Raw genomic sequence first — 26698 nt, forward strand, 5'->3', positions numbered from 1 at the left:
GTGCGGTTTATAACCGCCCTTTTGACGTTAAGTTGACACCAATGACAATTGTGCGCCCCTACTCAAAATTGTTTGTAAACAAGGTTTTATAAGGTGAGGAATGAACTGTGAAACAGCTTCACGGTAATAGTTTTATATTGGGTGCTGCCGCTTTTGTATTTTTGGCAGCCCAACCAGTTAGGGCACAAATTAGTCAAATTACTGATGTCCAGTTAAATCCAGTTGATGGTGGAATAAGCGTTGCTTTGAAAACTTCTTCAGGGTCGCGCCCCCAAGTTTTCACTACAAAAAGAGGCAAGGCTTTAATCGCGGATGTTATCAATACTCAATTACGATTACCACAAGGTAAGAGTTTTCGTCAAGATAGCCCAGCACCAGGAATTGCCTCTGTTGAGGTTAATCAACTTGATGCCAATAGCATTCGGGTGACGGTAACTGGCAGCAGCAACACACCTAGCAGCCAACCCGTGGTGCGATCGCAAAATGGAATTACACTCAATTTTAGCCCATCTGCTGGCACTACAGCATCAGCACCAGCATCAGCACCAGCATCAGCACCAACATCCACAGCACCGCCTGTTACTACCCCAGCCCAACCTGGTCAAAATTCAGGTGTTCTCGTTCCCAACCCGCAAGTCACCATTGACGGACAACCTGCACAAGCTGCTGGCCCAGGTCAACCTCTAAGTCAGGCTCCACCTTTCTTACCTAGAGCCGTCGCGCCACCTGTGGGAGATATTGCTATTTCCGCTACCGATGCTTCTCCTAGCACCATTGACTTAGGAACTCAGGAACGTGTACCCCGTTTAGTATTGCGAGATGCACCGGTGCGTGAGGTTTTGTCATTGCTTGCCCGTGCAGCTAATCTCAATCTGGCTTATATCGGAGGTGAGCAAGGTGCTAGTGCTGGTGCCGGTGCACAAGCAATCTCTCAAACAATTTCCCTAGATATAGAAAATGAGCCAGTGCAAGATGTGTTTAACTACGTCTTGCGTCTGAGTGGTTTAGAAGCTAACCGCAGTAATCGCACAGTTTTCGTGGGGCCTAAACTACCTAATTCCACCCGTGACATGGTTATGCGTAACCTGCGACTCAATCAGGTAACAGTGGGAGTCGCCCTGAACTTTTTGGTGGGTTTGGGGGCAGAAAGTGCTGTCAGCCGTGAACGACAAGTTACCAGTGTTAGTGCTGTGGCTGTTGGGAATGCAGCTGCTCCCGTCACACAAGCTCAAACGACGACGGAAACCAGAATTGAAACTCAACGCGTTACTTTTACAGACTCTAACCCATTACTTAGAGGTCTACAGGCATTAGGAGATGAGCGCACCAATTCCTTAACCTTGATTGGCCCTCCCCGACTAGTTGACATGGCGATGGCTCAACTAACTCAGCTTGATATCCGCCGTCGTCAAGTAGTAGTCAATGTCAAGATTATTGATGTTAACCTCTTGAACACCCAAGACTACAACACAAGCTTTTCTTTTGGGGTTGGTAACAACTACTTCTCTAGTGATGGTGGTGCAGCATCTTTCAATTTTGGCGGTTCTAGACCCGCTACTAGTTCTGAAGTAGCAAATAGTGTGACTAGTACACCTACTATTACGAATCCACTTACAGGAACGCCATTCTTGAACCAAAATGGTACTTTTACAGTTCCAAATGGAGGCTCAGGCGTCAGAGTCATACAAGATGGGGTACTCACACAAAACACACCAGGCGATGCGACCTTCCTCCAACCAATTTCTCCGGCAAACGGCAATCCAACTACCCCTGGTCTTACAACTTTTACTCCAGGAACACCAGACACAGTAACAATTACTACCGATCCTACAACTGGAAGACAAACTGCTAGTTATGCACAAGGCACTCGTGCAAACGCCGGATTTAGTTTGCCAAGTTTGTACCAGTTCCCCAAACGTCTTCTTGCTAGCTTGCAAGCTCAGATTACAAATGGCAATGCCAAGATTTTGACTGACCCAACATTAATTGTGCAAGAAGGTCAGCAGGCTCTTGTGAATCTGACCCAGGAAGTAGTGGGAAACATAACCATCGAAACAACGGATACTGCTGGTGGTTCTAGGACAGAAAGAACAATTGATAAACAAAAAGTTGGCTTAACCTTAAATGTGAAAATTGACCGGATTGACGATAATGGTTTCGTTTCTCTATCGGTTGCTCCTACTGTCAGCGCTCCCACAGGTTCACAAGATACAGGAAATGGACAAATTATTTTAGTGTCTGAGCGATCGCTTACTTCTGGCTTAATTCGCTTACGAGATGGTCAAACGCTCATTCTCTCAGGCATCATTCAAGACCAAGACCGGACAAGTATCTCCAAGATTCCTATTTTGGGCGATCTTCCACTGATTGGTTCGCTATTTAGAAAAACAAATAGATCCAACCAGCGCAATGAGGTGATTGTATTGCTCACGCCTCAAATCATGGACGACTCTGAGAACTCCTCCTACGGCTATAACTACAATCCCAGCCCAGAGGTGCGGCAAATTCTTGAGCGTCGGGGGTTGAAGCTTCCTAGCAGATAATAAAAATGATTAGCTGGTGAGTCACCTTTGCTAAAGGTTCAGATCCCCGATTTCTTAAAGAAGTCGGGGATCTTCTTGTTCGCAGAATTTTCCGCGCAGAGCAGATAAGCGGCTGAGGCGTTGCAGGGTGTAGGTTAGTATTTCATGCCCTTTTATTGTGGTTTAGAACAAAATGGATATAGGTTTGTAGCCTAGTCAGCTAACAAAAACGGGAAATACTCTTATGACAGCACTAAAACAGTAAGTGGGGTTGTGGCTATGTTGGCAAACCTCCAGCTTGAAAAATCTGTTCGACTGTTAAATTCAATTCCGGGAAAGTAGGCGAGACGATGCGTTGTTTACCGCAGCAGGCATCGGTACCTCTAAATTGAGTAACTTGGTATTCACCATCGATTAATTGATAAATAGATATAGTAGGCTGTTTGGGGTTGCCAGTAAACTTTTTAGCGCCTAGACCGAGATAATCTACAACCCAGTATTCAGGAATTCCAATACCCTCATACTTACCCTGTTTTGTGTAATAGTCATCATCCCAGTTGGTACTAACTACCTCAACTACTAAAGGAATTGATGCTGCAAGGCTTACAGTTGATTCTTTTTTCCATAGCGGCTCATTCATTAAATTAAGGCGATTTAGTAATAGCACATCTGGAGAATAGGCAGATTCTGAGTTAATTGGTTTCACAAGCACAGTTTTGGGAATTGTATAAGGTAAATTTAATCGGTCAAATTCTACTGTTAATTTTCTTGCTACAAAACCAACAACATCTTCATGGTCTCCCACTGGTTGTGCCATTTCAACAATCACGCCATCATGTAATTCGTACCTTCCGCCTTCGGGCCGCCACGCTGCAAAATCTTCAAAGGTTACTAGTTTAGCTATGGCTTGAGTCATAATTTATCGCCTCTAGTAGTCGTTTCGATCGTATCGCTTCCCTACTTTAGCTAACCGGAATTTTAGAGGATTTTCCTGATTTACAGCCAAAAGACATCCAGGCTTGTCTATTAGAGCCGGGGCGAATCGAATTGCCTGCGGTACACTGTGTGTAGCTTCCTTCTCCGTAGCAGTACGCGGCTACACAGGCAAAGTTCACCTGCGTGGACTAAGGGAAAATTGAGGGTTTGAAATCCACGGAGGTAGGTTTTGCTTGTATAGACGCGATTTTTAACCGACGATTGAACTATTTTTTATAAATATTTAGTTAATCTCAGCAATAACTCTTCACCATCGGTAATGAATCCCAACGATTCGCACCTATCTTCCATCTCCTTACTCCCCTGTTTTCTTGGCAATGGGGGTTTGTACTAAGTATTTTTTCCTACTTTTGGGGTGGTTTTTAGTGAAACAAGTACCCTAAAATTACAAAAAAACCTGAAATCTATATAAATTAATGGTTTCATCTATCCACATCAGGCTACAACACCTTAGAATGATTCATTGAAAAGTCGAGCCGATGGGATGTACAGCCGTTTTGAGTAAAAATACTCCCAAAGGATGATTTTTGTATTTCCGCGAACAAAGATTTCAGTACAGATGCACCAAAGTGCATCCGTAAAAAATCTCAAGTAAACCTTCAGGAGTTTGACATGAACAAAGGTGAATTAGTTGATGCCGTAGCTGAAAAAGCTAGCGTTACCAAGAAACAAGCGGATGCAGTCTTAACTGCCGCTTTGGAAACGATTATTGAAGCGGTTTCCTCTGGTGATAAGGTAACGTTGGTTGGATTTGGCTCATTTGAATCACGGGAACGTAAAGCCCGCGAAGGTCGCAACCCGAAAACAAATGAAAAAATGGAAATTCCAGCGACGAGGGTTCCTGCCTTCTCCGCAGGAAAACTGTTTAGAGAAAAGGTAGCACCCCCAAAAGCATAGGTTCTGTCTTCGGGAACCCTTTTTTAATGCGGCAACCTGCACACGGGGGAAATTTAGCCTGGGCAGCGGCACTGGCTGGCTGTCCCCCTGATGCTATTCTGGATTTTTCTGCTAGCATCAGCCCGTTGGGGCCTCCAAACAGCGCGATCGCTGCTATTAAGTCCCAAATCGGTAATCTTAAGCACTATCCAGACCCAAACTATAGTGAACTGAGACTAGCTCTCAGTCACTTCCATCAATTGCCGCCTGAGTGGATTCTGCCGGGTAACGGCTCCGCAGAATTACTCACTTTAGTAGGTAGGGAATTAGCTCAATTAGCCGCGACAATTTTAATCACTCCAGCCTTTGGCGACTACTACCGAACCTTGAGGGCGTATAACGCTAATCTGCTGGAGTGTCCTTTGTCATTAGTCACTGGTCATTGGTCATTATTCCTTGACACAGGACATAGACGCCCCAGCGGCTTCCCGCAGGGTAAAACAAAGGACAAAGGACTATTGCTGAATAATCCCCACAATCCAACCGGAAAGCTATTTTCACGGGACTCTATTTTGCCCTACTTGGAGCAATTTGCTTTGGTTGTGGTGGATGAAGCATTTATGGATTTTGTGCCGCCTAATGAGGAACAAAGCCTGATTCCGGTGGTACAGGAATATGCAAATTTAGTAGTATTGCGATCGCTGACCAAATTTTACAGTCTCCCAGGACTGCGATTGGGATATGCGATCGCTCACCCCGACTGCCTAGCTAAATGGCAGCTATGGCGTGACCCTTGGCCCGTAAACACCCTAGCAGCGGCGGCGGCAATTGCGGCACTCCAGGATACGGAATTTCAGCAGCAAACCTGGGCATGGCTACCACCTGCACGAAACCAACTCTTTCAGGCTTTAGCTGAAATCCCAGGATTGCAACCCCAAGCGAGTGCCGCTAACTTTTTACTGGTTGAGTCCCAAAAGTCTACTTCGCAGTTACAGCAACAATTACTCAAGCATCACCAGATTTTAATCCGCGATTGCCTTAGTTTTAAAGAACTAGGCGATCGCTTTTTCCGGATTGCTGTACGTTCCCAATCCGATAACCAGCGCTTACTAACAGCGCTAAAAGAGAGTTAGGGGTTATAAGTTATAAGTTAGGAGTTATAAGTTGAAGAAGGGTTTTAATTCTTAACTCTTAACTGCTAATTTCTAACTCCTAATTCCTAATTCTTAACTCTAAATTCACGTGACCGTTGACTACGATGTCGTAATTATTGGCGGCAGTCTTGCTGCATACTACGCTGCCCTTGCTGCAACCCAACTACGTGCTACAGTTGCCCTGGTGGAACCGAAAGTAGACTATGGGTTTACTCATCACCATGCTCTTACCGAAATTGGTAAACTGGCGCAGAAGTTGAATGATGCCGCTGGTTTTGGTATTCATGCCACACACACTAATACCTCAGAAGAATGCCACATATCTATGGCATGGCAAGAAGCGATGCTGTATGCTCAATGCGTCGCCTCAAATATCAAAGAACAGCATTCTCCAGCCATCCTAGCCGCGCAGGGAGTCGATGTCATCGTTGGCAGTGGTCAATTTCAATCTTCACCCCAACTGGCTTTTACCGTTAATAATCGCCTACTACGCGCCCGTACCTATTTGCTGGCTAATGGTTCGCGTCCAGAAATTCCGGAGATTGAAGGATTGCAAGCCACTGGCTATCTAACCCTATCTAATATTTGGCAATCCTTACAAGGAGCTACCTTACCCAAAAATTGGGTAATTATCGGCGGGATTCCCCAAAGCATTGAAATCGCTCAAACTTTAGCGCGGTTTGGTTGCAGTGTGACGCTGGTAGTCAAACATCGCTATGTTCTACCTCATCTTGACCCTGAGATAGCCATATTGCTTCAGGCGCAGTTGGAAGTTGGAGGTGTGCGCGTCTTTACCGAAAAACCAGTAACTCAGGTAAGGCTAATTGAAGATAAAAAGTGGGTTCAAGCAGGAGATAAGGCCATTGAAACTGATGAAATCTTAGTGGCGACTGGACAACAACCGAATCTTGAATCACTAAATTTAGCAACGGTAGGTGTGAAATGGCATCGGCGGAGCTTGGTAATAAATGATAAACTGCAAACCACTAACCATCGTATTTACGCTTGTGGTGATGTAATTGGTGGTTACGACTTTGCCAATATTGCTAACTATGAAGCAAAAATTGCTCTGAACAATGCACTCTTTTTCTCCAGGTTACGAGTAGATTATCGCTCCATTCCTTGGGCGATGTTTTCTGTGCCGATGGTGGCGCAAGTGGGTTTGACAGAGGCGCAGGCAAAACGCTTATTTAGTCGAAATGAAGTTTTAGTTTTGCGACAGTATTTTAAAACAGTGGCAGCAGCCCAACTTCGGGACGAAATCACTGGTATGTGTAAATTAATTGTGCTCCGCAACGGAGAAATTTTAGGAGCTTCGATATTGGGGGCGGAAGCTGGTGAATTAATTAATTTGATTGCTTTGGCAATGTCCCAAAAAATTAAAGTCAAACATTTAGAAAATTTATCTCCTGTCTATCCCAGTTTCTCAGAAATTCTGGAACAAACCGCAAGAGAGTGGAGTAAGCAAAAGTTAAATAGCAATATTGCTTTGCAAGAGTTTTTAGAAGGCTTCTTCCATTTCCGTCGCAATTGGAATTTGTGAGTGGGGAGTCAGGGCTATTTCATTCTCATTTAGCCCACCTCAGAATAAATTCTGAGGCTAATAGCAAAAGTCGTCTAAAGACGACTAGAAAGGCTTTTAGTCCAATACAGTTCACTTAAGCATTTCTTCCTTCTCTTTTTTTCTTCCTTCTCTGCGAGACGCTGCGCGAACGCGTCCTTCGCGTCCTTCGCGGTTCGTTAAAAAATAACTTTGACAAAAAGTTTTAGCCTTAACTGAACCGTATTGGCTTTTAGTCCACTAAGCGTGGACTTGGGCTATTAGCCCGGAACTTTAGTTCTGGGCGGTTTATGTCTAGAACGAAATAGCCCTGAGTGAGGAGTAGGGAGTTAGAAGTTTGGAGTTGAGCCTTTGAACTCGGAAGTTGGTTTAAAACCCTTGCATTATTACCCACACTACCCCAGCCGCTACTAGAGGCACGCTGAGGTTATCTGTGCCGTGGGGCGAGACAGCCTCTGCTAGGGTGGCGAATGTAGCAGTTACCACCGCTGTCAACAAGGCCCATCCGAAACCCAAAGGCGCTGCTAGGGGACTCAGCGATGAACCAGGTAGCAGCAACAGCACCAAGAAAATCACTACTGTACTTGCTACAAACATTGCTGCCGAACCCTCCCAAGAACGCACAGAATTTCCCACTTGGTATTTATGCTGCCCGAAGCGTCTGCCGATTAATGCTGCTAGCGCATCACCCCAGGTCATCGCCATTATCCCAGCAACAGCGATCGCAACGCTATCCACTGGCCCCTCTGGTCGCCACAGTAGCCCGAAAAGCAGCGTTACTGAGATAGCGAAATAAACTGTACCAGGTGAGCTGTCCTGGGTATCCATTGCGCCGATGACCCGGTAGCGGTAAAACAAGTAGTTGAGTCCGATAAAACTAGCAAAAGGTATAATTCCGATTTCCCAGTGGTTAAACAGTAGCAGGACGCCGAAAACCCACATCCCTGCACCAATATGGATTACCTTGCGGGTCAAATCCGGCTTTACACCAAACAGCCTACGCAGTCCCTCGCCAATGACAAGCAGACCAATAGCGTAAACATAAGAAATTGCTAGCCCAATAAAATCATTTTTTGTCATTGGTCATTGGTCATTTGTCATTAGTTAAAAATTCTTCCCCTGTCTTCCCTGCCAAACCTGCACCTTCACTTAGGTCGATCGCTATTTCGTTTAAAATTTTTTTCTATTAACGAAGCATTACCAATACCTTGAAGAATACCACGACCGATTAAACCTAAGCCCCGACCAATTACTTGGGTGAGAATGAAGACTATACCGCTACCTGCAAAAGCTAATAGTGATTTTAAACGCGGTGCGATCGCATCACTAAATTCTAGGAGTAACGTCACTACTAACGGAATATTAGAAAGTTTTACTAACTCCTCATTTCGAGGAGCGTAAACTGAAGTATTGGCAATACCACGAGGCGCAATTACAAATAATTCATAGCGGCTTTCAAAAACTGCTTTTGGCTCGTTAATATAATTTTTTAACCGATATTTCCACGACAAATCATTTCTAAATCTTTCAATTTCTCTTGTGGAAATCAATTGGCTACCATAAAAATTTTGTTTAATCGCTTCTACATCTGCTAAAGAATTTAATAGTGGTTGCACTACCCCATTCGCTACCTGAATCAACAAGTTCTCTAAAATCATTAATGCTTGGGATTTTGCTTCAGCGCTCACTACCGGATAGGAGGTATTATTAATGTTCAATTCTGTTTGAAATAGTAGATAAGAATATAACTCACAAACTAGCGGGATTTTATTGAGAATATCTCTTTGCACAACTTCTATATTTTCCAATAATAAATTAACAATTTTTATATTTTGATTTCTTAATTTTATCTGAGAAAATTTCCCAAAAAACTCGGTAATTGCTACCTGCCATAAATCGCGTAATAGAGTAATTTTTCCCTCATATAATTGATTCATCTCAAGCTGAGAAGCACGCAGTTCATCCAACTGTTCAGCTAATTTTTGCAGAATAAGATAAAGTAATTCCCGTTTTTTGTCTTCGCGAAAGATATCAATTTCTAAAGGTACATCTGTGACATTTCGTAAAGGAAATTGTAGTTTAGTAACGCAAGATGCAAACAAGGCAGATTGTAGTGTTTCCGGACTAAGTAAAGGTGACACACTTTGCCTTTGTTGAATGGCACTACTTAATGAAGCAGTCAGAGGCGGCTCATCAGCAACCGGGATATCCTCCTGTTGCCTTTCTTGTGGTGATAAAAACCGATTTAGCAACCAACGAGCTGCTAATAGTTCTCGCCGTTGTCCAGCTAGAATTGCTCGATCTACGACTGGTAGTCCGGGAACTTGTAATTGTGCTGTTACTGCGGTTAGGGTAGCGTCAATGTTAGTGATTCCTGACAAACGGATATTATTTCGTAGTTTAGAGAAAGGAAGTAGGGTGTGGGGAATACGTAGCGCTCTCTGGGAGTTAGGGGCAATGGGGAGTGGTGAGTGAGGAGTTATTATTGCTTCCGTTTCCCAAAACCAGTAAGAACCACCATCGGCAACTTCTTGCATGGCGGCGACTAACTCAGGAAGTGGTGTGCCTTTGGGGCAGTAGCCATTTACACCAATAGATTTCGCAGCCAATAGCAGTCCTTGTTCTTGAACAGAACTGAGGAGCAAAATTGGCAAGTTGGGATATAAGGCTCTAAGTTGCCGACAGAATTGTAAACCTAGCTGTTGACTGGTGGTGGAGCGACCATTACCGAATTCTAAAACCACCAAATTTACCCGATTAGGGTCTTGTTGGGCAATTTCTGCTAGAATCTGCAAGGCAGCAGTGTCAGTTTCTACCACTGCGATCGCCTCCACGTTAGGAATCGCTTCCAAAGCTAGCCGTAATCCCAGACGAAAAATCGGGTCTTGGTCGATTAACAATAATTTTAGAGGGCGATCGCTCATAGTCTACTCAATTACACAAGCACTATTTTTTACCAATCAGAAAATAGCTTTGATACAAAACTTTGTTTTCCTCATTGTTACCTGTTTTCGCAAACTGATAAATCGATCATAATTGCCATAGGCAGCCTTCACTGTGTAATTAAATGAACCTGAGTATTCGGCACTGGTTGGCAGAACGCCATATCGCAATCAATCAAATCAGAGGGTTTTCAACGGGACAATTGGCAGGTGTTGCCTATCGTATTGTTCAGGATATGGAAGTCAAAAGCCTGATGCCTTTTGATATCTGTACCTTGGTAGAGGTCTTAGAACTGCCCTTAGGTATTGTTTGGGAAGAAATCAGTGTTATTTCTCAATTAACAGAAAACCTGTTGCGTAGCCTCAGCCAAAAAAAACCATTAAAACGTAACGAAGGCACGTGGCTAGCGTTTCAAATTGCCTATCTCCAGGCTTTGCAAGCAATTCTAGAGCAGGAAGCAAGCCTGCAAAAACCGTGGCTAGACCGAGCAAGTATACCTATCCAAGCACACATCCTTAAAGAGGAAGTAGGTAAACTCACCCTCCAAGATCCGCAGCTGCAAGGATTGTTGAAAACTCTTAGCCCAGGTAAATTGACTGACACTCAAGCCGAACAAGCACTGTCTTTGGTTACAGATTCATTGCTAGTGCAACAAATAAATAACGCTGCTATAGCTTGGTTTGTTGCCAATGGTGCAGAGGAACCTGAAGCTAAACTCTTAATACAGCGTTTGGGTAACTCACTTCCTGGTTACTTAGTGGTAGTCGTTACCGAGAATGCTGCACCTTTAGCCCAACTGCAAAAATTCTTCCGTTTGGGGATTTCATTATCTCCCAGTTCGATCGCTCCAGAAGTTGGTTCTACAGTCGCTGAGAAAATTGATTTGCACCGAGAACATTATCGTGCAAGTTTGATTAAAAATCTCAGTATGCCGTTGCTCGTGGAATCCTTTGCCCTTAAGGATATCTATGTGCCACAAAAAGCCTTACCAATAGAGGAAAGTATTTCTCAGCAAGATAAAAAAACTGTTAAACCGGTTGATTTAAATACATGGGCGCAGCAACAGCTAACTGATTTAGAAACGATCGCTGTTATTGAGTCGGAACCTGGTTATGGAAAAACTAGTTTTTGCCAACTTTGGGCGGCACAGGTAGCACAGGAATTGTACCCTACTTGGATGCCTATAGTAATTAGGTTGCGAGATGTAAAATACGGTAAAACCTTAACCGAAACTCTGAATTCTGCCTTTCCTGTTAATCTTTCAACTTGGTTAGAGCAAGAAAATCTCCCTTGTCTGCTGCTGCTGGATGGTTTGGATGAACTACCCCCTTCTGCTCAAGGTACAAGGGCACAAGCAATATTTATTCAGCAATTACTGAACTTGCAATTTCAGCACCGACACAAAATTTTGTTAACGAGTCGATCCACAACATTACAGGAAATCGCCCCAGAGATACCCCTGCCATTGAAGCGAATTATCATTCAGCCGTTGGAAGGGGAAGAACTCAAACAATGGTTTCAGCAGTGGGCAAAAGTGCAATCGTTGGCGATCGCTCAAAATTTCTTTACATTTTTAAAACAGACAGGGCTATTTGCCAGCCAATCAAAGTTCAGAGAATTATCTGTCCTAATCCGTCAACCTCTAATGCTGCATTTGTTGGGCATTTTACACCGCGACGGATTGCTAGATGATGAACTATTGCAGTTAGCTGCTTATAACCAAAAGTCTTCTCTGTTATGGAAAATTTATCATCGCCTGAGTCGATGGTTGTTGGGCTATCCGCTAGTTGGCGGGATCGAGCCAATGTTACTGCGCTCAGGATCGGCTCATATCCACCGAACTCCAGAAGCGATCGCTAATTTACTCGCCGATCGTCATCCCCAAGATTTACTCGATCGGATGCAAGCGATCGCTCTAAAAATCTTACACTCGCAAGGTCATCAAATTAATGTAACTGGTGAATTTAATACTCTACCAGGGTTTTACTTTAAAATTCCGGGTTCGGATACCTTACGCAAAGGCGCGGCGGAAAGTAATTTAATTGAGTTTTCTCATGTCAAGTTAGGAGAATCTCTTTGTGCAAATGCTATTGCTGCCCAACTTAAATTTCTGACTCAGTACCAAGATGAGGCTTACGGTACGCTCACTTTTGTGCTTGATTCTCCCAGTAGCGTAGCCCAGCATATTTACAATTTACTGGGTTACGGGATACTTAGCCAAGAAATTGAAGAACTAGCGATCGCAGAATTGCACCAGCAGCAAAAGCACAAGTTTTCCTTTGAAGTTTTGTTTCAACGGCTTTTGTCTTTCTGGCGTGCTTACTGTCAAGGACGTTGGTTAGATGAGGGGATAGCCCACAAAGCTTTAACTCATTTTCACACACTGCAAAACCCGGTGAATGTCGAACAGGTGAATGCTGCTGTGGGACTGAATGTGTTTTTATTGCTTTGTGCTTGCTACCAAGAAACAAAAGTTCCTTTTTGGCCTTGCGGTAATCCAGCAAATTTAGCAGAATTCAATCCAGAGGCGCTGAGTGTTCTAATTGCTAGGACAACGGTTTTGCATAAAACTGCCTTCGCAACCCGAATTAAATCTCTGGCTAGACTCAACTTATCGGGAGCTTCTTTATTGCAAGTGATGTTAACTGGGGTAAATCTTGAACAAACAAACTTATCCAATGCGGAGTTAATTGGGGCGAATTTAGCTGGAGCCAATTTGCAACAGGCGAACCTTGCAGGCGCGAACCTCCAACAAGCAAACCTCGCGGGCGCAAACCTACAACAGGCAAACCTCACAGGCGCAAACCTGCAACAAGCCAACCTTATGGGGACAAATCTTAATTCTGCCAATCTCACCAACGCCTGCTTATCTGATGCCATCCTCAGTGAGGCTGACAAAAAATTACTCGGCGATAATGGTGCTTTGTTCTCCAAAGAGTCGTTTCAAAAACTGAAACATTTGCGATCGCAGCAGCCGTTCTTAAATACCGTTCATATTCCGATAAACACAGATAATAATTGGAACAAACTCCCTGCGATCGGACTCATCGAAAGCTCCGAAGGCACGATTGTACCAATAGATTTATATGATGATGATGATGATGATGCCGAGGATCGGACAGTTTTTGGCAATAACTCCATTGATGATAGTAGTATTTATTAGGTTTTATTGCCTAGTAAAGCTAAAATCCAAACACCTAATTTCCAGTTATTAACTCTTAGGGAACTCAAAAAAATCAATTATCCATTTTTTGGAATCAAAACGACTTTTCCTCCCCCTGCCCTAAAAACGATAGGATATTTTTTGATTTGGAAGTCCCTTATCAGCTTTCTTGCGGGTTACGGTAGCCAACAAAGTTAATACTGTAGTCAGTAATCCGCACTCCTGTTTGTTCTTCAATTTTGCGGATTAAATCTTCTGGAAGTTCCACATGAACATCAAGAATTTGATTTGTATCTATACAGTTGACATGACTGTGAGAGTCACTGATATTGCCGTACAAACGCCCATCACAGCGTTCAATACATTCAATGATGCCCTGACTGGATAATGCTTCTAAATTTTGATAAACAGAAGTATGACCGATCTCTTTACCTTGTTGGTTCAAGCGATCGTAAATCTCTCTTGCCGCAAGGTGTTCATTTGCTTGCCAAAGTAATTCTAGAATAAAGCGACGCTGGCGACTGACGCGCATACCCAGAATTTGACACCGCTCAAGCGCATCTTCTAAAGAACGAATTGGTTTTGTAGTAATTGTTTGTTTTTGCATAATATTACAGCTTCTTAACTGTTAGGGAAATTTTCCCATATAAATGTTTATTGGTTATTCAATATATGCAATGATATTGCACACCGCTCTTTTACCTGTAGTTGTGTTTTGGCTTTTGATGCTGCAAAAGTCACAGGTGGCGATAAGGATTTTTTTTGCTTGTTGATGGCTACTTTGTCAGACCTTAATCTAAAACAAACTCATTACAACTTTAACTTAAAATTGCTGTAAATGTCCACCTTGGGGCAAGCGTTGCCTTTCCCAAGTAGGCTACTTCTAATGACATACCATGTAAATGGTGTAGCAATTTTGGTTTAAATATAAGTAATTATTTTAATTAAAAAAGTAACATTTAAGTGGACAAAATCAGGTGTACGTAAATAGCGTCGGCGTAGCCCGCCGCAGGCATCGCTAGTAGCTCATATTAAGGCTTGCAACTAGATGTATGTTTGTTATAAGCAAGCAAAAGTATCAAATAAGTTTGGGAAGGTCAGACTTGTGTATAGAGCTTGTATAGGTTGACCTAATTTTCAGTAAAAAGGATCGCTAAATAGGAATTGATTTAGTCAAAAAAAACTTTGTAATACTAAAGGTCAATCTAGCGTCAATCCCTGAAAGCTGCTACTGTAGATTGTCGATCCTACAGTTGAGCATCAAGAAAGTGGCTGCTGAATCAAAGACAATCGCGATCGCACTCAATAATGACTTCATAAACAATCTGGATCTGTCGCCTGCGTCAACGGTGATTGAACAACTGCTGCAAGATGGACTCGCATCCTATGAACAGCAGCTACGCTTTGATATCAATTATGAACTCGAACCTGGCGATCCACGGGAACTCTCAGAAATTCCAGAGGTGCGCCTGTGGTTTGTGCGCCTAGATGCCAAATACCCTTGGTTACCATTTTTACTAGATTGGAAAGCTGGAGAGTTTGCTCGTTATAGCGCCATGCTTGTACCACACCAGTTTAGTTCCCAAGAAGGCATTCAGTATAATCCTGAAGCCTTAGAAATATTTTTGATGCACAAAATCTTTATTTTAGGTGATTGGCTCAAACAGCAGGATATCCCCAGCCTCTCGCGGCTGAAGTCTATGGCCCAAATGCTGGGTTATGAATTAGATGATGCTTTTTTTGAGATATTTTAATCCTGAATAACCGCAAAATCTAGCTGTCACATCCAGGTTTTGCGGTCATTCAACGAACGCGTAACTATATTGGATATCCAATAAACTGATTGCAGAAATTGGGGCAAAGTGCTGGTTTAGCCACCCCAAATTTTCTCCAAAACTGTGTTTGGTGAAACATCTACCATTTTTCCCGTGGGGGATGCAATCGCCAAGAATTTATCGTTTTTCGGCAATAACTTCGCTGGATCGGTGGACCCAAAGATGGCAATGGTATAAGTTTGAACTGCAACACTCAGTTGTAGTGCCGGACTATCAGTAGACAACATCAGATTTGCCCCGGCAATTATGGCAGTTAACTTGCCAATATCATCTGGGGCAGTCACCTTGATATCTGGAGAAGACCCCAGAAGCGATCGCACAAACTGCTCATCGTCAAGTCCCTTAATGACCACCACAGGCAAATCCGGTTGCTTATCTTGGAAGTTTTGAATAATTTGGTGCCACTTCTCGACAGGGTAGATTTTATCCAGTTCTTTAGCCTGGGATAACTGGCCAGAACCGCCATTAATCAAGATATAGCCTGTTTCATGAACCCCTAAGCGTTTCTGTTCCTTTTGTGCCCACTCAATATCTGGTTTTGGCACATTTACAGCTAATTCTGGGACAGGGGTTTTTATGCTTAATGGTTGCAGCAAATCATGATATACTGCCGCCGCATACTGGGATGGTTTGAATGGCACAGTGTTGGTCAGAAAAACCGAGCCTTTGCCTTGGTAGCCAATGCGTGTGGTAATTCCTGTCAACCAGAGTAAAAGACCTACCAACCAATTTTGCTCAACAGCAATGGCAATATCGTATTCGCGATCGCGAATTGTGCCCACCAGGTTACCCCAATCTGCCAGACTATTACGGTCTTGAAAATCAAAGGTCAGTACCTCGTGAACTGACTTGCTCACTCGGTAGGCAGCCTTTGACCGGGGTTCAACAACGACATCTATTTGAGCGTTAGGATAATTGCGCTTCAGGTCATCTAGAGTCGGAAAGAAGAGAATTTGGTCGCCAATTCCGCCAGGTACAAGGGCTACTACTCGCATAATATTTATTGACGCTTACTCGCTCCCTATTTTAGGGGAAAATATATAGCTTAAAGATTGAGGAATTCTGTGTATTTACTAATTCCAGCTGCGGGAATCGGAAAAAGAATGGGGAGTAACCGCAATAAACTCCTGCTAGTCGTGCGATCGCAACCAATTATTGCTTGGACTTTATTAGCCGCAGAAGCCGCCAGTACAATCAGTTGGATTGGGATTATTTCTCAACCTAGCGACTGGTCTGACTTGAAAGCAATTATCGCCGATCTGAAGCTGACTAAACCAGTGGAATTGATTCAAGGTGGTTCCACCCGCCAAGAATCTGTTTACAATGGCTTGCAATCGCTACCAGTAGCCGCAGAACAAGTGTTGATTCATGATGGAGCCAGATGCCTAGCCACACCAGATTTATTTAACTCTTGTGCCCAGGCCATTCGCCATTGTCCCGGTTTAATTGCTGGTGTACCCGTCAAAGACACCATCAAAGTTGTTGATGAAGGCATAATTCAAGAAACACCCGACAGACGACAACTATGGGCGGCACAAACTCCCCAAGGATTTGATGTCGAGTTGTTGAAACAGTGCCACGCTGAAGGTGTCCGTCAAGGTTGGGAAGTAACTGACGACGCCGCTTTATTTGAAAAGTGCGGCATAGAAGTGCGAATTGTCGAGGGAGAGGAGACAAATTTGAAAGTAACCACTCCACAAGATTTAGCGATCGCAGAATTTATTCTCACAAGTAGGGGCTTTTGAGGAAAGTTAAGAGGCAGGGGGAAGGGGGCAGGGGGCAGGGGGAAAATTCCTCTCCTCTTCCCCATGCCCAATTTGAGACTTTCAAACAATATTTAGACAATTTAAGATATAATGCCACACACTTGTTGATTGTTAGTTGTCATGTACTAATGACCAATGACTAATGACCAATGACTAATAACTAAATGATTACAGCTACAGCGACGAAGATAGAAGCAATTCTCTATTTAAAAGGTAAACCCTTGTCGCTCGGCGAAATCGCCGAGTATGCCGCCTGCGATCGCGCCAGTGTCAAAGAAGGCATAATTGAACTAATGGACAACTATGCCCACCGAGATAGCGCTCTAGAGGTAATAGAAACTCCAGATGGTTACAGTTTGCAACTCCGGTCTGACTTTCATGATTTGGTGCAAACGATGATACCAGTAGAATTAGGTGTAGGCGCATTGCGGACTTTGGCCGCGATCGCCCTCAATAGTCCCATACTCCAGAGCGACTTGATTAACCTGCGGGGTTCAGGAGTATATCAGCACGTTCCAGAACTCGTCGAACTCGGTTTTATCCGCAAGCGCCGAGACAGCGATTCTCGTTCCTATTCGCTCCAAGTAACACCGAAATTTCATCAGTATTTCCAAATAGAACAACTCCCGCAAATACTTTCTACTAGCCAGAAGGAAGAACAACTAGAACTAGAACTAGAACTAAAGGGAGTAGGGAATAGAGAATAGGGAATAGCGAGCACGGGGTACGGGAAAAATAAAAATATACCTCTTTCCCCTCTGCTCCCTGCTCCCTGCCCCCCTGCCTCTTCAGAGCTTATACCTGTGGTGAATGCGCTACCCTTGTACTATGGTTTAGAGTAGAGTTAGCAATTAAGCTAAATAAAACTGCCAATGGTGTTTAATCCTGACTTTTTGAATGACAACTCTGAGGAACACCCTAATCAACTTCTTTCCGACCACTCTGAGCAATACCCCAATCAGTTACTCAAATATCTACAACATCAGTCTCCTGATGTTTTAGCGAGGATTGCTCAGTCCGCTAGCCCCGAAATTAAACAAATCATTTCCCAAAATGTCCAAGGGCTTGTGGGAATGCTCCCGGCAGAAAATTTCAACGTGCAAATCACAACAGATCGGGAAAACTTAGCTGGGCTTCTAGCGTCTGCCATGATGACGGGGTATTTTCTGCGCCAGATGGAACAAAGAATGCAGTTAGAGCATTTGTCTAATGGTCAATAATCAATAGTCAGTAGTCAAACATTCTGGGACTATTGACTATTGACTATTTCCTTTCCGGATAAGCTGCTGATTGTACTTTGAAGGTTTGAATTTTACCGCTGCGATTGACTTCGAGCGCTAAAATGTCTCCAACTTTACTGGACTCTACCAGCTTCTGAACTTGGGCTGAGGTTTTGACTGGTTTACCGTTAACTTTTTGAATCACGTCTCCAGGAAGCAGTCCTCCACGCTTGGCTGGGGAATCATCTGTGACTCCTTTAATTACAATCCCAGCTTCTTGCTGAATGTTCAGTTGATTTTCTTGATTAATCTGCTGTTTTTTGATGGGAGAAAGGTCTGCCATATCAATACCCAAGAATGGATGTTCCACACGCCCTTTGGTAAAAAGTTCATTGGCGATGCGGGCGGCGGTTTCAATGGGGATGGCGAAACCGAGTCCTTGAGCATCAGCGCGGATGGCAGTGTTAACACCAATCACTTCGCCTTGGGCATTTAATAAGGGGCCACCGGAATTACCAGGGTTAATTGCGGCATCAGTTTGAATAAAGCTGACTCGCTTATCGGGGACACCAACTTGAGTGCTGGTGCGATCCGTAGCGCTGATGATGCCAATAGTGACAGTATTATCTAAACCCAGAGGATTGCCAATAGCGATCGCCCATTGTCCTGGTATTAAGTTTTGCGAATTGCCCAGTTTCACTGTCGGCAAATCATTAGCTTTTATTTTCACCACCGCCACATCTGTCACAGAATCAACTCCTACCACCTTCCCCTCTAGACTCCGACCATCCTTGAGGGTGACTTGTACTGTATCTGTATCTGCTACCACATGAGCGTTGGTGAGTAATTCTCCATCTTCGCTCAAAATAAATCCCGATCCTGTACCGCGCTCAATACGCTCTTGAGGAATAGGTTGCTCATCCTCTCCAAAAAATCGCCGCAAGAGGGGATTTTTCAATGCGTCAGAGATGGGATTGGCGACTTTGCGAGTGGCATTAATTCGCACCACAGCCGGGCCAACTTTTTGCACTGCCGTCGCAATAAAATTCACATTATCGCCCCCAGTAGCCCCAATAACTCCGCTAGAGGAATTTGGCACTACAGATTCTGGAGGCGAAGCCATAGTTACATTTCTTAACTGTTGGAACGAGCGATTTTGTGGCAGGAGATAGCGACTGCCAAACAAACCTGCACCACCGCCGAACACCAGTAATAACACATAAACGCCCAGTTGCTTTAAAGATAACTTCATAATCATTCTGCTTAAGGATAGCAATGCAGTTGCTAATTTCTAAGTGTAGTCAAGCTAACGGCAAGTGGACAGATCAATTTATAAGGAATTGGGCATTGGGCAGAAGAGGCAGAGGGCAGGGAGCAGAGAAGAAGAATTTTCCCTTGCCTCCTCATTCCCCCACTCCCCACTCTTGCCATCTAAAATTTAAAGTTAATGCGCTCTTGACCTTTATACATGACTTTACCCTTTCGTCAACTGTTTCTCTGTAGCTTAGTTAGCGCCTTGAGCCTAGTATCCATACTGCCAAACACCAACAGCGCCAACGCTGCTGTGGCTGCTTGCCCAACTCCAGCCCTATCTCGCTTCCAACGCCATAAAGTTGTTCGTGGTGAAACTTTGGAGAGCATAGCGCAGCGCTACAATCTCATACCTACAACTATTATCGGCATGAATCCAGCTTTGCAGAGTGGTGCGATCGCAGCCGTTGGTAGTGTACTTCAAATTCCTCCCTACAATGGGATTGTAGTTGAAGTGCCTCGCGGTCAAACTTGGCGACAAGTGGCCGCACAATACAAAGTTCGTGCTGATAGTCTTTTTGAGGTGAATGGCTGCCAACAGAACCCCAGAGTTGTGTTTGTTCCGGGGGTAAATTGGTCGCCCAATGGTGTTGTAACTAAGGCCCCTTTACCTACTGATGCAGGTACGCCAAACCGTGCCTCCCTGTCTGGATATCCCTTGGCACAAGTGGTAACAGTGGGATTAGCTTACAGTTGGCAAATTAATCCTGCTACAGGTGAAGTTTTCTTTCATAGTGGTGTTGACTTATTAGCACCAGTTGGTACAGATGTGCTAGCGATCGCGCCTGGAACCGTAGCTTTTGCTAATGACCAAGGTTCTTATGGCAAGTTGGTCATTATTAACCATAGTGGCGGACTCCAAACCCGCTACGCCCAGCTTGACAGTATTAAGGTTACTGTCGGTCAACAGGTAAAAAAAGGAGACTTACTGGGAACGGTAGGCACTAGTGGAAAACCAAGTTCCAGTCAACCGCACCTCCATTTTGAAGTGCGTTCTAGCTCATCTCTGGGTTGGGTAGCAGAAGATCCAAAGGGCTATTTGAAAAAATGAAGTTCGTTTTGAAACGCAGAGGAAATCTCTGCGAAACCTCTGCGAAACCTTTGCGATCCTTTGCGTTAAATAAAGGATGCTATATTTTCGCTAGATTTTACGATGTGCATTCCTGCCTCTGCAAACCTTTTAAATGCTGCATCTGCCTGTTCTGTGTAGTCCACAACACCAGGAACAACAACAGGGGAAGTGCAATCTTCTAAGAGATAGATTTTTTGAGTAAGGGCAGCATCTACCTGTTTAATTTCTGTTAATAAATCGTCGATTGTCCAGGCGACGCAGTGACTTTTAGCTTGACCACCAATAATTACTGCATCATATTCTAAAAGTTGCTTAATCAGGTGCGTGTTCTTTTGGGCAAGTGGACGTTGCTCAAAATCTTCCAACACCTCTGGACGCAAAATAGAATAGTTTTCTGTTAAACGATTTTCACCTTTTATTTCAAATTGCGTTTGACTCTGACGAGCAATACCGTAAAAAAATATCGCTTCTTCTACCGATGGAACTAAAGCATGACCAATACCACCCAACATAGAATGATAAGGCCAAACTGTGAGGGGATATTTACCGTCTTGACTTAGTTGCTTAACATAATGGTAAGCGTGTTTTTCTAATAATTCATAATCCCCATTAGTAACAGTGTCAGCAACTGCTGGGTTGACTTTCCAGATACCTTGTTGAATATCTGCTGGGGTGATGCTAGTGGCGGCTGGAGTGGGATGTTCTCCGGCAGCGTTCACCCAAAAGATCGGATGGAAAATTTGGGTTGCGGTGTGGGTATCTAGAGTAGGTACAATTTTTGTAATTACTCCCAAGTTGCGATAAATAAACTCACATAATCTGACATTATCATCCACTGCCCCTTTCCCAGATTTTCCACCTACAAATAATTCAAAACCAGGGATGCAGAAGGTGTTTTGGACATCAATTAATAGTAAGCAAATCCGGCTTTTATCTAAAGATGCAGGTTTGATATCGTGTTGTTTTGCCCAGATTTCAGCTTCGGCTGCACGTTCTTGGTAAGGTACGCGCCAGACTTCGCCGACTTCTTCAGGGTTAAAGTGTGGGGGAATTGGTAGTTGGGGTGTTATTTGGGTGTTCATAATTACAGCCGCTTTTATTCTGTAATAACATCTATAATTTCAATCCCCAAATTTCCTAAAATCTCGAATAAATCTTGCACTCCATAGCAGTTGCATTAATCATCTAACTCCGCCATTAAATCAGCAACAGTTCCACTACGTAATTCCCCTTTAGCATAGGCTTCACGAGCTTCTGCAACCGCCTTTAATAAGTCATCCCGCCGCTGTTGTTTAAGGCGCTTTTGGATAATATCTACAAGAATAGCTTGAGCTTCTGGATCTAATGCTTCTACTGCTTCTATGGCTTTCTGGAATGTAGATGTTTTTTCTAGCATGGGCGTCAAAGAATTTGCTGATAAGTCTAATTTAGCTGCTAGTAGGAGCGATCGCTCCTCCCTTGCTTAATAGTATATTTGTATTATTAAATAAATTTAGCGTTAGCAAAGCTTAACGAAGTTATCGCTCTTATGAACCGTGATGAATTACTCAAACGCTATGCCGCAGGTGAGAGAGACTTTTCAGGAGTTAACCTGAGTCGTGCTGATCTCTATGGAATTGACTTGAGCAGTGCAAATCTAAGTAGAGCTAACATCAGTTATGCAAAACTAAGTGATGCGAACCTTCAAAGCACTGATTTATGTCAAGCCGATCTAAGTGATACCAATCTAAGTTATGCGAATCTAAGTTATGCCAATCTGAGTGATGCTAACTTGACTGGTGCTGAATTAGATGGTGCCGAACTGAGTAACACTAATCTAAGTCGTGCCAACTTACAAGGAGCATCAGAGATAAATGGTGGGAGCAATGTTAACCTAAGTGATGCCGATCTAAGACAAGCTAGGCTAGCGGATGGTGAACTGATAAACTCCAACTTGAGTGGAGCTAATTTAAGCCGTATTGACCTCAGTCATAATTATTATTTTGAATTAAAAAATGTCAATTTGAGTAGTGCCAATTTACAGTATGCCGATCTGAGGGGTATGGATTTAAGTAGTGTTGACCTCACAAATGCTGACTTAAGTTATGCAAACTTAATTGGTACTCTTTTAGTTGGAGTAAATCTTAGTGGTACTATCCTAAAAAATGCTCTCTATACAGATCCAGATTTACCTGCTGATATTGAACAACTTTCTCAAGCGTACTTCATTGCTCCTGGTGCCAATTTGAGCAGTGCCAACTTAAGTAAAGCATGGCTGGAATACCAAGACTTGAGTGGTGCTGATTTGAGTCATGCAAACCTGAGTTATGCCAACTTAGAATATGCCAATCTCATTGGTGCTAACTTGACTGGTGCTAACTTGAATAGTGCAAAATTGTCTAGGGCTATTTACAGTTCAAAGACAATTTTTCCACCTGAAATTGATTTAACTAACGCAACTTACATTGGTGCTGGTGCCGATTTATCAAAGTCTCAATGTAATCTCAGAGGTTTTGACCTACAGAACTTTGACCTAAGCAATATAAACTTGAGAGGTCGCAATCTTAATAATGCTAATCTTATTGGTGCTAATCTAAGCAATGCTAACTTGAAGAATACTTCTCTAAAAAACGCTAATTTACATCAAGCTAATCTTAGTTACGCCAATCTTGAACAAGCAGACTTGAAAGATACAAACCTTGAGGGTGCGATTTTTTACAATACAATCATGCCTGATGGTAGTATAAAGAATGATAATTTCTAGTTAAATTATTACAGGTTGGGTCATAAAATCACGATATACTGGTAGTATTTATGACTCAAAAATAAAGCGATCGCTTGCTTAAGTTTTCCTGCTGAACGCTACTCAAGCTACTCAATTAAAAGGCTTTTTAAGTAATATATCTTTACAAACGAGCAAAACTCCTCAAATGCTCTTGATTTCTTTGCCTGTATTATTTTCCATTTTTTTTCTATAGTAATCGTCCAAAAAAGCGCTAGCTGTGGCAATCTGGGAAACAGAGATTTATCAAATCTGATATTTTAACGACAGCAAATTTACCTAATCAGGTTATGCAAACTCTGCCCATAGTAGATACTTCAAATACTACATCCAGCCAACCTACCTTTGATACAACTATCAAGCGGCGTAGAACCCGTCCCGTAAAGGTGGGAAATGTCACCATTGGCGGTGGCTACCCCGTTGTAGTACAGTCAATGATTAACGAAGACACCCTTGATATTGATGGTTCCGTGGCTGGTATTCGTCGTCTGCACGAAATTGGCTGCGAAATTGTCCGCGTCACAGTGCCGAGTATGGCTCATGCTAAAGCTTTAGCAGAAATTAAACAAAAATTAATTAAAACTTACCAAGACGTGCCCATTGTGGCTGATGTCCATCACAACGGACTAAAAATCGCCGTGGAAGTCTCCAAGCACATAGAAAAAGTGCGGATTAATCCGGGGTTATATGTCTTTGAAAAGCCCAACGTCAATCGAACCGAGTATACTAAAACCGAATTTGACGAGATTGGCGATAAAATCCGCGAAACCTTAGAACCTCTGGTAGTTTCTTTGCGCGATCAAGGTAAATCGATGCGAATTGGGGTAAATCACGGTTCACTCGCTGAAAGGATGCTATTTACCTACGGCGACACCCCAGAAGGCATGGTGGAATCTGCCATAGAATTCATTCGCATCTGTGAATCTTTGGATTTCCGCAACTTGGTAATTTCCATGAAAGCCTCACGAGTACCGGTGATGCTAGCCGCCTATCGCCTCATCGCCAAGCGCATGGATGAACTGGGTATGGATTATCCGCTACATTTAGGCGTTACCGAAGCCGGTGATGGCGAATACGGGCGAATTAAATCTACGGCTGGTATTGCTACCTTACTTGCTGATGGCATTGGCGATACAATTCGCGTCTCACTTACAGAAGCACCAGAAAAAGAAATTCCCGTCTGCTACAGCATTCTCCAAGCTTTGGGATTGCGAAAAACGATGGTGGAATACGTCGCCTGTCCTTCCTGTGGACGTACTTTGTTTAACCTAGAAGAAGTGTTGCACAAAGTTCGGGAAGCCACTAAACACTTAACTGGTCTTGATATAGCGGTTATGGGTTGTATTGTCAATGGCCCCGGAGAAATGGCGGATGCCGATTATGGTTATGTTGGCAAAACACCTGGTTACATTTCTTTGTATCGTGGCAGAGAGGAAATTAAAAAAGTCCCAGAAGATAAAGGTGTAGAGGAATTAATTAACCTCATTAAGGGAGATGAACGCTGGGTAGAACCTTAAAGGCAGCAAGGGGGAGAAAAATTAGCTCTTTCCCCTCTGCTCCAAGCTTTGTGCCCCTCTGCCTCTTCCCGATGCCCTATGCCCAAAAGTTTTGTATCTTTCAATCATCAAGTTCGCCGGATTGTCAAGTATTTTGTTTAAATTAAGGATACATACTCGGTCTGTACAGTGGTAGCCTGTGTTAGATTGAGCATACTGACTATATATTTTCCCTCTGACGCAGCTGTCATTATGGTGATTACAAAAAGTAGGCTTGTTTTGGGTGCTACGGCAGTGACACTCTCCACGATCGCTGTTACTAGCCTTGGCATTCATTCGCGAGGTCAGGCTTTATTTAAAGCAAGTCCCAAAGAACTAGTAGATGAAGTTTGGCAAATTGTTCAACGCCAATATGTAGACGGTACTTTTAATCAGGTAGATTGGCAGGCTGTTCGTAAGGAATACTTGAGCAAGTCCTACAGTAATCCGCAGGATGCGTATAAGTCCATTCGGGAAATGCTCAAAAAGCTAGATGACCCATACACCCGGTTTATGAGTCCAGAGGAATTCAAGAATATGCAAGTGGATACCTCTGGAGAATTGACAGGTATTGGCATCACGATCAGCCAGGATGAAAAAACCAAGCAATTGGTTGTAATTGCACCAATCGAAGATACACCAGCCTTTAAAGCTGGTGTTTTGGCAAAAGATATCATTCTCAAAATTGACGGCAAAGATACTAAGGGGATGGATACTAATCAGGCAGTATCCTTAATCAGAGGTGCAGCAGGATCTCAAGTCAGCTTGACAATTTTGCGCGACCGTAAGACAAAACAGTTTGATATCAAACGGGCGCGAATTGAAATCCATCCAGTTAAGTTTTCTGAAAAGAAAACCCCAGCAGGAAATCTTGGTTACATCCGCTTGAACCAGTTCAGTGCCAATGCTGGTAAAGAAATGCAAACCGCCATCAAAAATTTAGAAAACAAAAAGGTAGCTGGATATATTCTCGATCTGCGTGGTAATCCAGGCGGCTTACTCTTCTCTAGTGTGGATATTGCCCGGATGTGGATAGATAAAGGTAAAATTGTCTCCACTGTTGAACGCCAAGGAGAGGCGGAAAAGGAAGAGGCAAACGGACGAGCCTTGACCACTAAACCATTGGTGGTACTGGTAGATAAAGGATCGGCTAGTGCCAGTGAAATCCTCTCAGGGGCTTTGCAAGATAATAAGCGTGCTACTTTGGTCGGTACTCAAACCTTTGGTAAGGGGCTAGTGCAATCGGTGCGTCCCCTGGAAGATGGTTCAGGATTAGCGGTGACAATTGCTCATTACTATACCCCCAATGGTACAGATATCAATCACAAAGGCATTTCGCCAGATGTGAAGGTGGATTTGACCAAAAAGCAGATGGAGGATTTGTGGCTCCATGAACGTGACAAACTCGCGACTCTTGCAGATCCTCAATTCGCTAAAGCAGTGGAAGTGATAGGTAAAAAAATTGCTGCTCAGGGGACACCTACAGCAGAAAAATGAAGAGTTAGAAATAAAGTTAGGAGTCAATAGTGAGGAGTTAGGAATAAAGTCCATCACTGTCAACTTCTAACTCCTAACTTAAACTGGTTGGCACTTTCCAGCCCTAATAAGTCCGACACGGCGAGCGATCGCTTCTTCTTGCGAACTAAAAGGCCCCCACTGTTCTATAATCTCTAGATTATCGTCTCCAAGTTTGTCGCTGGGGAAAATTTCGCAATTACCAACAGAATGCTTGACAATATACCAAGTTTGTGAATCATTCATAGTTGAAAGAAATATTTGTTTTTTACAGTAAAGATTCTCCGGCATAGATAAAATATTTTCGCACGTATGCGATGCCTATGGCGGGCTGTGCCAACGCGTCGGATCTGATTTAGCCTAGACTACACTCCCCAACCAGTTCCGTACAGTCAGAAATTTACTATAGCGCTTCTCGTTTGGGTGCAATACACTTTGACCTCACTTCCATTCCTCTCTCCTAAAAGG

The 26698-nt window shown here is 43.4% G+C and carries 22 protein-coding genes; 13 read left to right on the plus strand and 9 right to left on the minus strand.

The features are described from left to right. The first annotated feature begins 107 nt into the window (after nucleotides 1-107). Nucleotides 108-2543, plus strand: a complete 2436-nt coding sequence (locus V7L01_RS26925; RefSeq protein WP_335040256.1) for an AMIN domain-containing protein — start codon at nucleotides 108-110, stop codon at nucleotides 2541-2543. Between the two features lie 256 nt (nucleotides 2544-2799). On the opposite strand, the gene V7L01_RS26930 is transcribed toward V7L01_RS26925, so the two are convergent. Next, nucleotides 2800-3438, minus strand: a complete 639-nt coding sequence (locus tag V7L01_RS26930) for a Uma2 family endonuclease (RefSeq protein WP_335040258.1) — start codon at nucleotides 3436-3438, stop codon at nucleotides 2800-2802. A 692-nt stretch (nucleotides 3439-4130) separates the two neighbouring features. Between V7L01_RS26930 and V7L01_RS26935 the strand changes: the two genes are divergently transcribed. The 3 genes from V7L01_RS26935 (at nucleotide 4131) to V7L01_RS26945 (ending at nucleotide 7091) form a co-directional block, all read left to right on the plus strand. Next, entirely contained in the window at nucleotides 4131-4415 is a 285-nt protein-coding gene (locus V7L01_RS26935; RefSeq protein WP_010998076.1) for an HU family DNA-binding protein, read from the plus strand. A gap of 26 nt (nucleotides 4416-4441) precedes the next feature. After that, nucleotides 4442-5527: a threonine-phosphate decarboxylase CobD gene (gene cobD / locus V7L01_RS26940; protein WP_335040260.1), complete on the plus strand. Its 1086-nt coding sequence runs from the start codon at nucleotides 4442-4444 to the stop codon at nucleotides 5525-5527. Between the two features lie 109 nt (nucleotides 5528-5636). Continuing rightward, the gene (locus V7L01_RS26945) at nucleotides 5637-7091 is read left to right on the plus strand and encodes a dihydrolipoyl dehydrogenase family protein (protein ID WP_335040263.1); all 1455 of its coding nucleotides are present in this window, start codon (nucleotides 5637-5639) and stop codon (nucleotides 7089-7091) included. A 387-nt stretch (nucleotides 7092-7478) separates the two neighbouring features. Here V7L01_RS26945 and V7L01_RS26950 read toward each other — a convergent pair whose 3' ends face one another. Further along, nucleotides 7479-8189, minus strand: a complete 711-nt coding sequence (locus V7L01_RS26950; protein ID WP_335040265.1) for a diacylglycerol/polyprenol kinase family protein — start codon at nucleotides 8187-8189, stop codon at nucleotides 7479-7481. Nucleotides 8190-8254: 65 nt separating this feature from the next. Next, nucleotides 8255-10033, minus strand: a complete 1779-nt coding sequence (locus V7L01_RS26955; RefSeq protein ID WP_335040267.1) for a DUF3685 domain-containing protein — start codon at nucleotides 10031-10033, stop codon at nucleotides 8255-8257. 143 nt (nucleotides 10034-10176) lie between these two features. Here V7L01_RS26955 and V7L01_RS26960 point away from each other — a divergent pair, with 143 nt between their 5' ends. Beyond that, the gene (locus V7L01_RS26960; RefSeq protein ID WP_335040269.1) at nucleotides 10177-13215 is read left to right on the plus strand and encodes a pentapeptide repeat-containing protein; all 3039 of its coding nucleotides are present in this window, start codon (nucleotides 10177-10179) and stop codon (nucleotides 13213-13215) included. A gap of 160 nt (nucleotides 13216-13375) precedes the next feature. Here V7L01_RS26960 and V7L01_RS26965 read toward each other — a convergent pair whose 3' ends face one another. Next, entirely contained in the window at nucleotides 13376-13822 is a 447-nt protein-coding gene (locus V7L01_RS26965) for a Fur family transcriptional regulator (protein WP_335040271.1), read from the minus strand. 661 nt (nucleotides 13823-14483) lie between these two features. On the opposite strand from V7L01_RS26965, the gene V7L01_RS26970 reads away from it, so the two are divergent. After that, entirely contained in the window at nucleotides 14484-14969 is a 486-nt protein-coding gene (locus V7L01_RS26970) for a CRR6 family NdhI maturation factor (RefSeq protein WP_335040273.1), read from the plus strand. A gap of 116 nt (nucleotides 14970-15085) precedes the next feature. Here V7L01_RS26970 and V7L01_RS26975 read toward each other — a convergent pair whose 3' ends face one another. Next, on the minus strand, nucleotides 15086-16045 hold the full coding sequence (locus V7L01_RS26975) for a glycosyltransferase family 9 protein (protein WP_335040275.1): 960 nt from the start codon (nucleotides 16043-16045) through the stop codon (nucleotides 15086-15088). A gap of 69 nt (nucleotides 16046-16114) precedes the next feature. Here V7L01_RS26975 and ispD point away from each other — a divergent pair, with 69 nt between their 5' ends. From ispD to V7L01_RS26990, 3 genes are all read left to right on the plus strand, one after another. Beyond that, nucleotides 16115-16795: a 2-C-methyl-D-erythritol 4-phosphate cytidylyltransferase gene (gene ispD, locus V7L01_RS26980; RefSeq protein ID WP_335040277.1), complete on the plus strand. Its 681-nt coding sequence runs from the start codon at nucleotides 16115-16117 to the stop codon at nucleotides 16793-16795. Nucleotides 16796-16980: 185 nt separating this feature from the next. Beyond that, nucleotides 16981-17523 carry an SMC-Scp complex subunit ScpB gene (gene scpB / locus V7L01_RS26985; RefSeq protein WP_335040279.1) on the plus strand — a complete coding sequence of 181 codons (543 nt, stop codon included), beginning with the start codon at nucleotides 16981-16983 and terminating at the stop codon, nucleotides 17521-17523. 165 nt (nucleotides 17524-17688) lie between these two features. After that, nucleotides 17689-18036: a DUF760 domain-containing protein gene (locus tag V7L01_RS26990; RefSeq protein ID WP_292873506.1), complete on the plus strand. Its 348-nt coding sequence runs from the start codon at nucleotides 17689-17691 to the stop codon at nucleotides 18034-18036. 43 nt (nucleotides 18037-18079) lie between these two features. Here the strand turns inward: V7L01_RS26990 and V7L01_RS26995 are convergent, their stop codons facing one another. Further along, complete coding sequence (locus tag V7L01_RS26995; RefSeq protein WP_335040281.1) at nucleotides 18080-19288, minus strand: HhoA/HhoB/HtrA family serine endopeptidase; 1209 nt, start codon at nucleotides 19286-19288, stop codon at nucleotides 18080-18082. Between the two features lie 216 nt (nucleotides 19289-19504). Between V7L01_RS26995 and V7L01_RS27000 the strand changes: the two genes are divergently transcribed. Continuing rightward, the gene (locus tag V7L01_RS27000; protein WP_335040283.1) at nucleotides 19505-20398 is read left to right on the plus strand and encodes a M23 family metallopeptidase; all 894 of its coding nucleotides are present in this window, start codon (nucleotides 19505-19507) and stop codon (nucleotides 20396-20398) included. Between the two features lie 65 nt (nucleotides 20399-20463). Here V7L01_RS27000 and V7L01_RS27005 read toward each other — a convergent pair whose 3' ends face one another. Together V7L01_RS27005 and V7L01_RS27010 are read right to left on the minus strand one after the other, a co-directional pair. After that, a complete protein-coding gene (locus tag V7L01_RS27005) occupies nucleotides 20464-21501 on the minus strand; it encodes an isochorismatase (RefSeq protein ID WP_335040284.1) in 1038 nt (345 codons plus the stop codon). Nucleotides 21502-21596: 95 nt separating this feature from the next. Further along, nucleotides 21597-21815: a hypothetical protein gene (locus tag V7L01_RS27010; protein ID WP_335040286.1), complete on the minus strand. Its 219-nt coding sequence runs from the start codon at nucleotides 21813-21815 to the stop codon at nucleotides 21597-21599. A gap of 132 nt (nucleotides 21816-21947) precedes the next feature. Between V7L01_RS27010 and V7L01_RS27015 the strand changes: the two genes are divergently transcribed. The 3 genes from V7L01_RS27015 to ctpC all read left to right on the plus strand — a co-directional run bounded on the left by V7L01_RS27015 (nucleotide 21948) and on the right by ctpC (nucleotide 26212). Beyond that, nucleotides 21948-23162, plus strand: coding sequence for a pentapeptide repeat-containing protein (locus V7L01_RS27015; RefSeq protein WP_335040288.1), 1215 nt, complete (start codon nucleotides 21948-21950; stop codon nucleotides 23160-23162). A gap of 308 nt (nucleotides 23163-23470) precedes the next feature. Further along, nucleotides 23471-24697, plus strand: a complete 1227-nt coding sequence (gene ispG, locus V7L01_RS27020) for a (E)-4-hydroxy-3-methylbut-2-enyl-diphosphate synthase (protein ID WP_335040290.1) — start codon at nucleotides 23471-23473, stop codon at nucleotides 24695-24697. 231 nt (nucleotides 24698-24928) lie between these two features. Further along, complete coding sequence (gene ctpC, locus V7L01_RS27025) at nucleotides 24929-26212, plus strand: carboxyl-terminal processing protease CtpC (RefSeq protein WP_335040292.1); 1284 nt, start codon at nucleotides 24929-24931, stop codon at nucleotides 26210-26212. A gap of 78 nt (nucleotides 26213-26290) precedes the next feature. Here ctpC and V7L01_RS27030 read toward each other — a convergent pair whose 3' ends face one another. Further along, entirely contained in the window at nucleotides 26291-26476 is a 186-nt protein-coding gene (locus tag V7L01_RS27030; RefSeq protein ID WP_335040294.1) for a DDE transposase family protein, read from the minus strand. Between the last annotated feature and the right edge of the window lie 222 nt (nucleotides 26477-26698).

Origin of the sequence: Nostoc sp. (assembly GCF_036917095.1) — a bacterium.
GTDB lineage: Bacteria > Cyanobacteriota > Cyanobacteriia > Cyanobacteriales > Nostocaceae > Nostoc.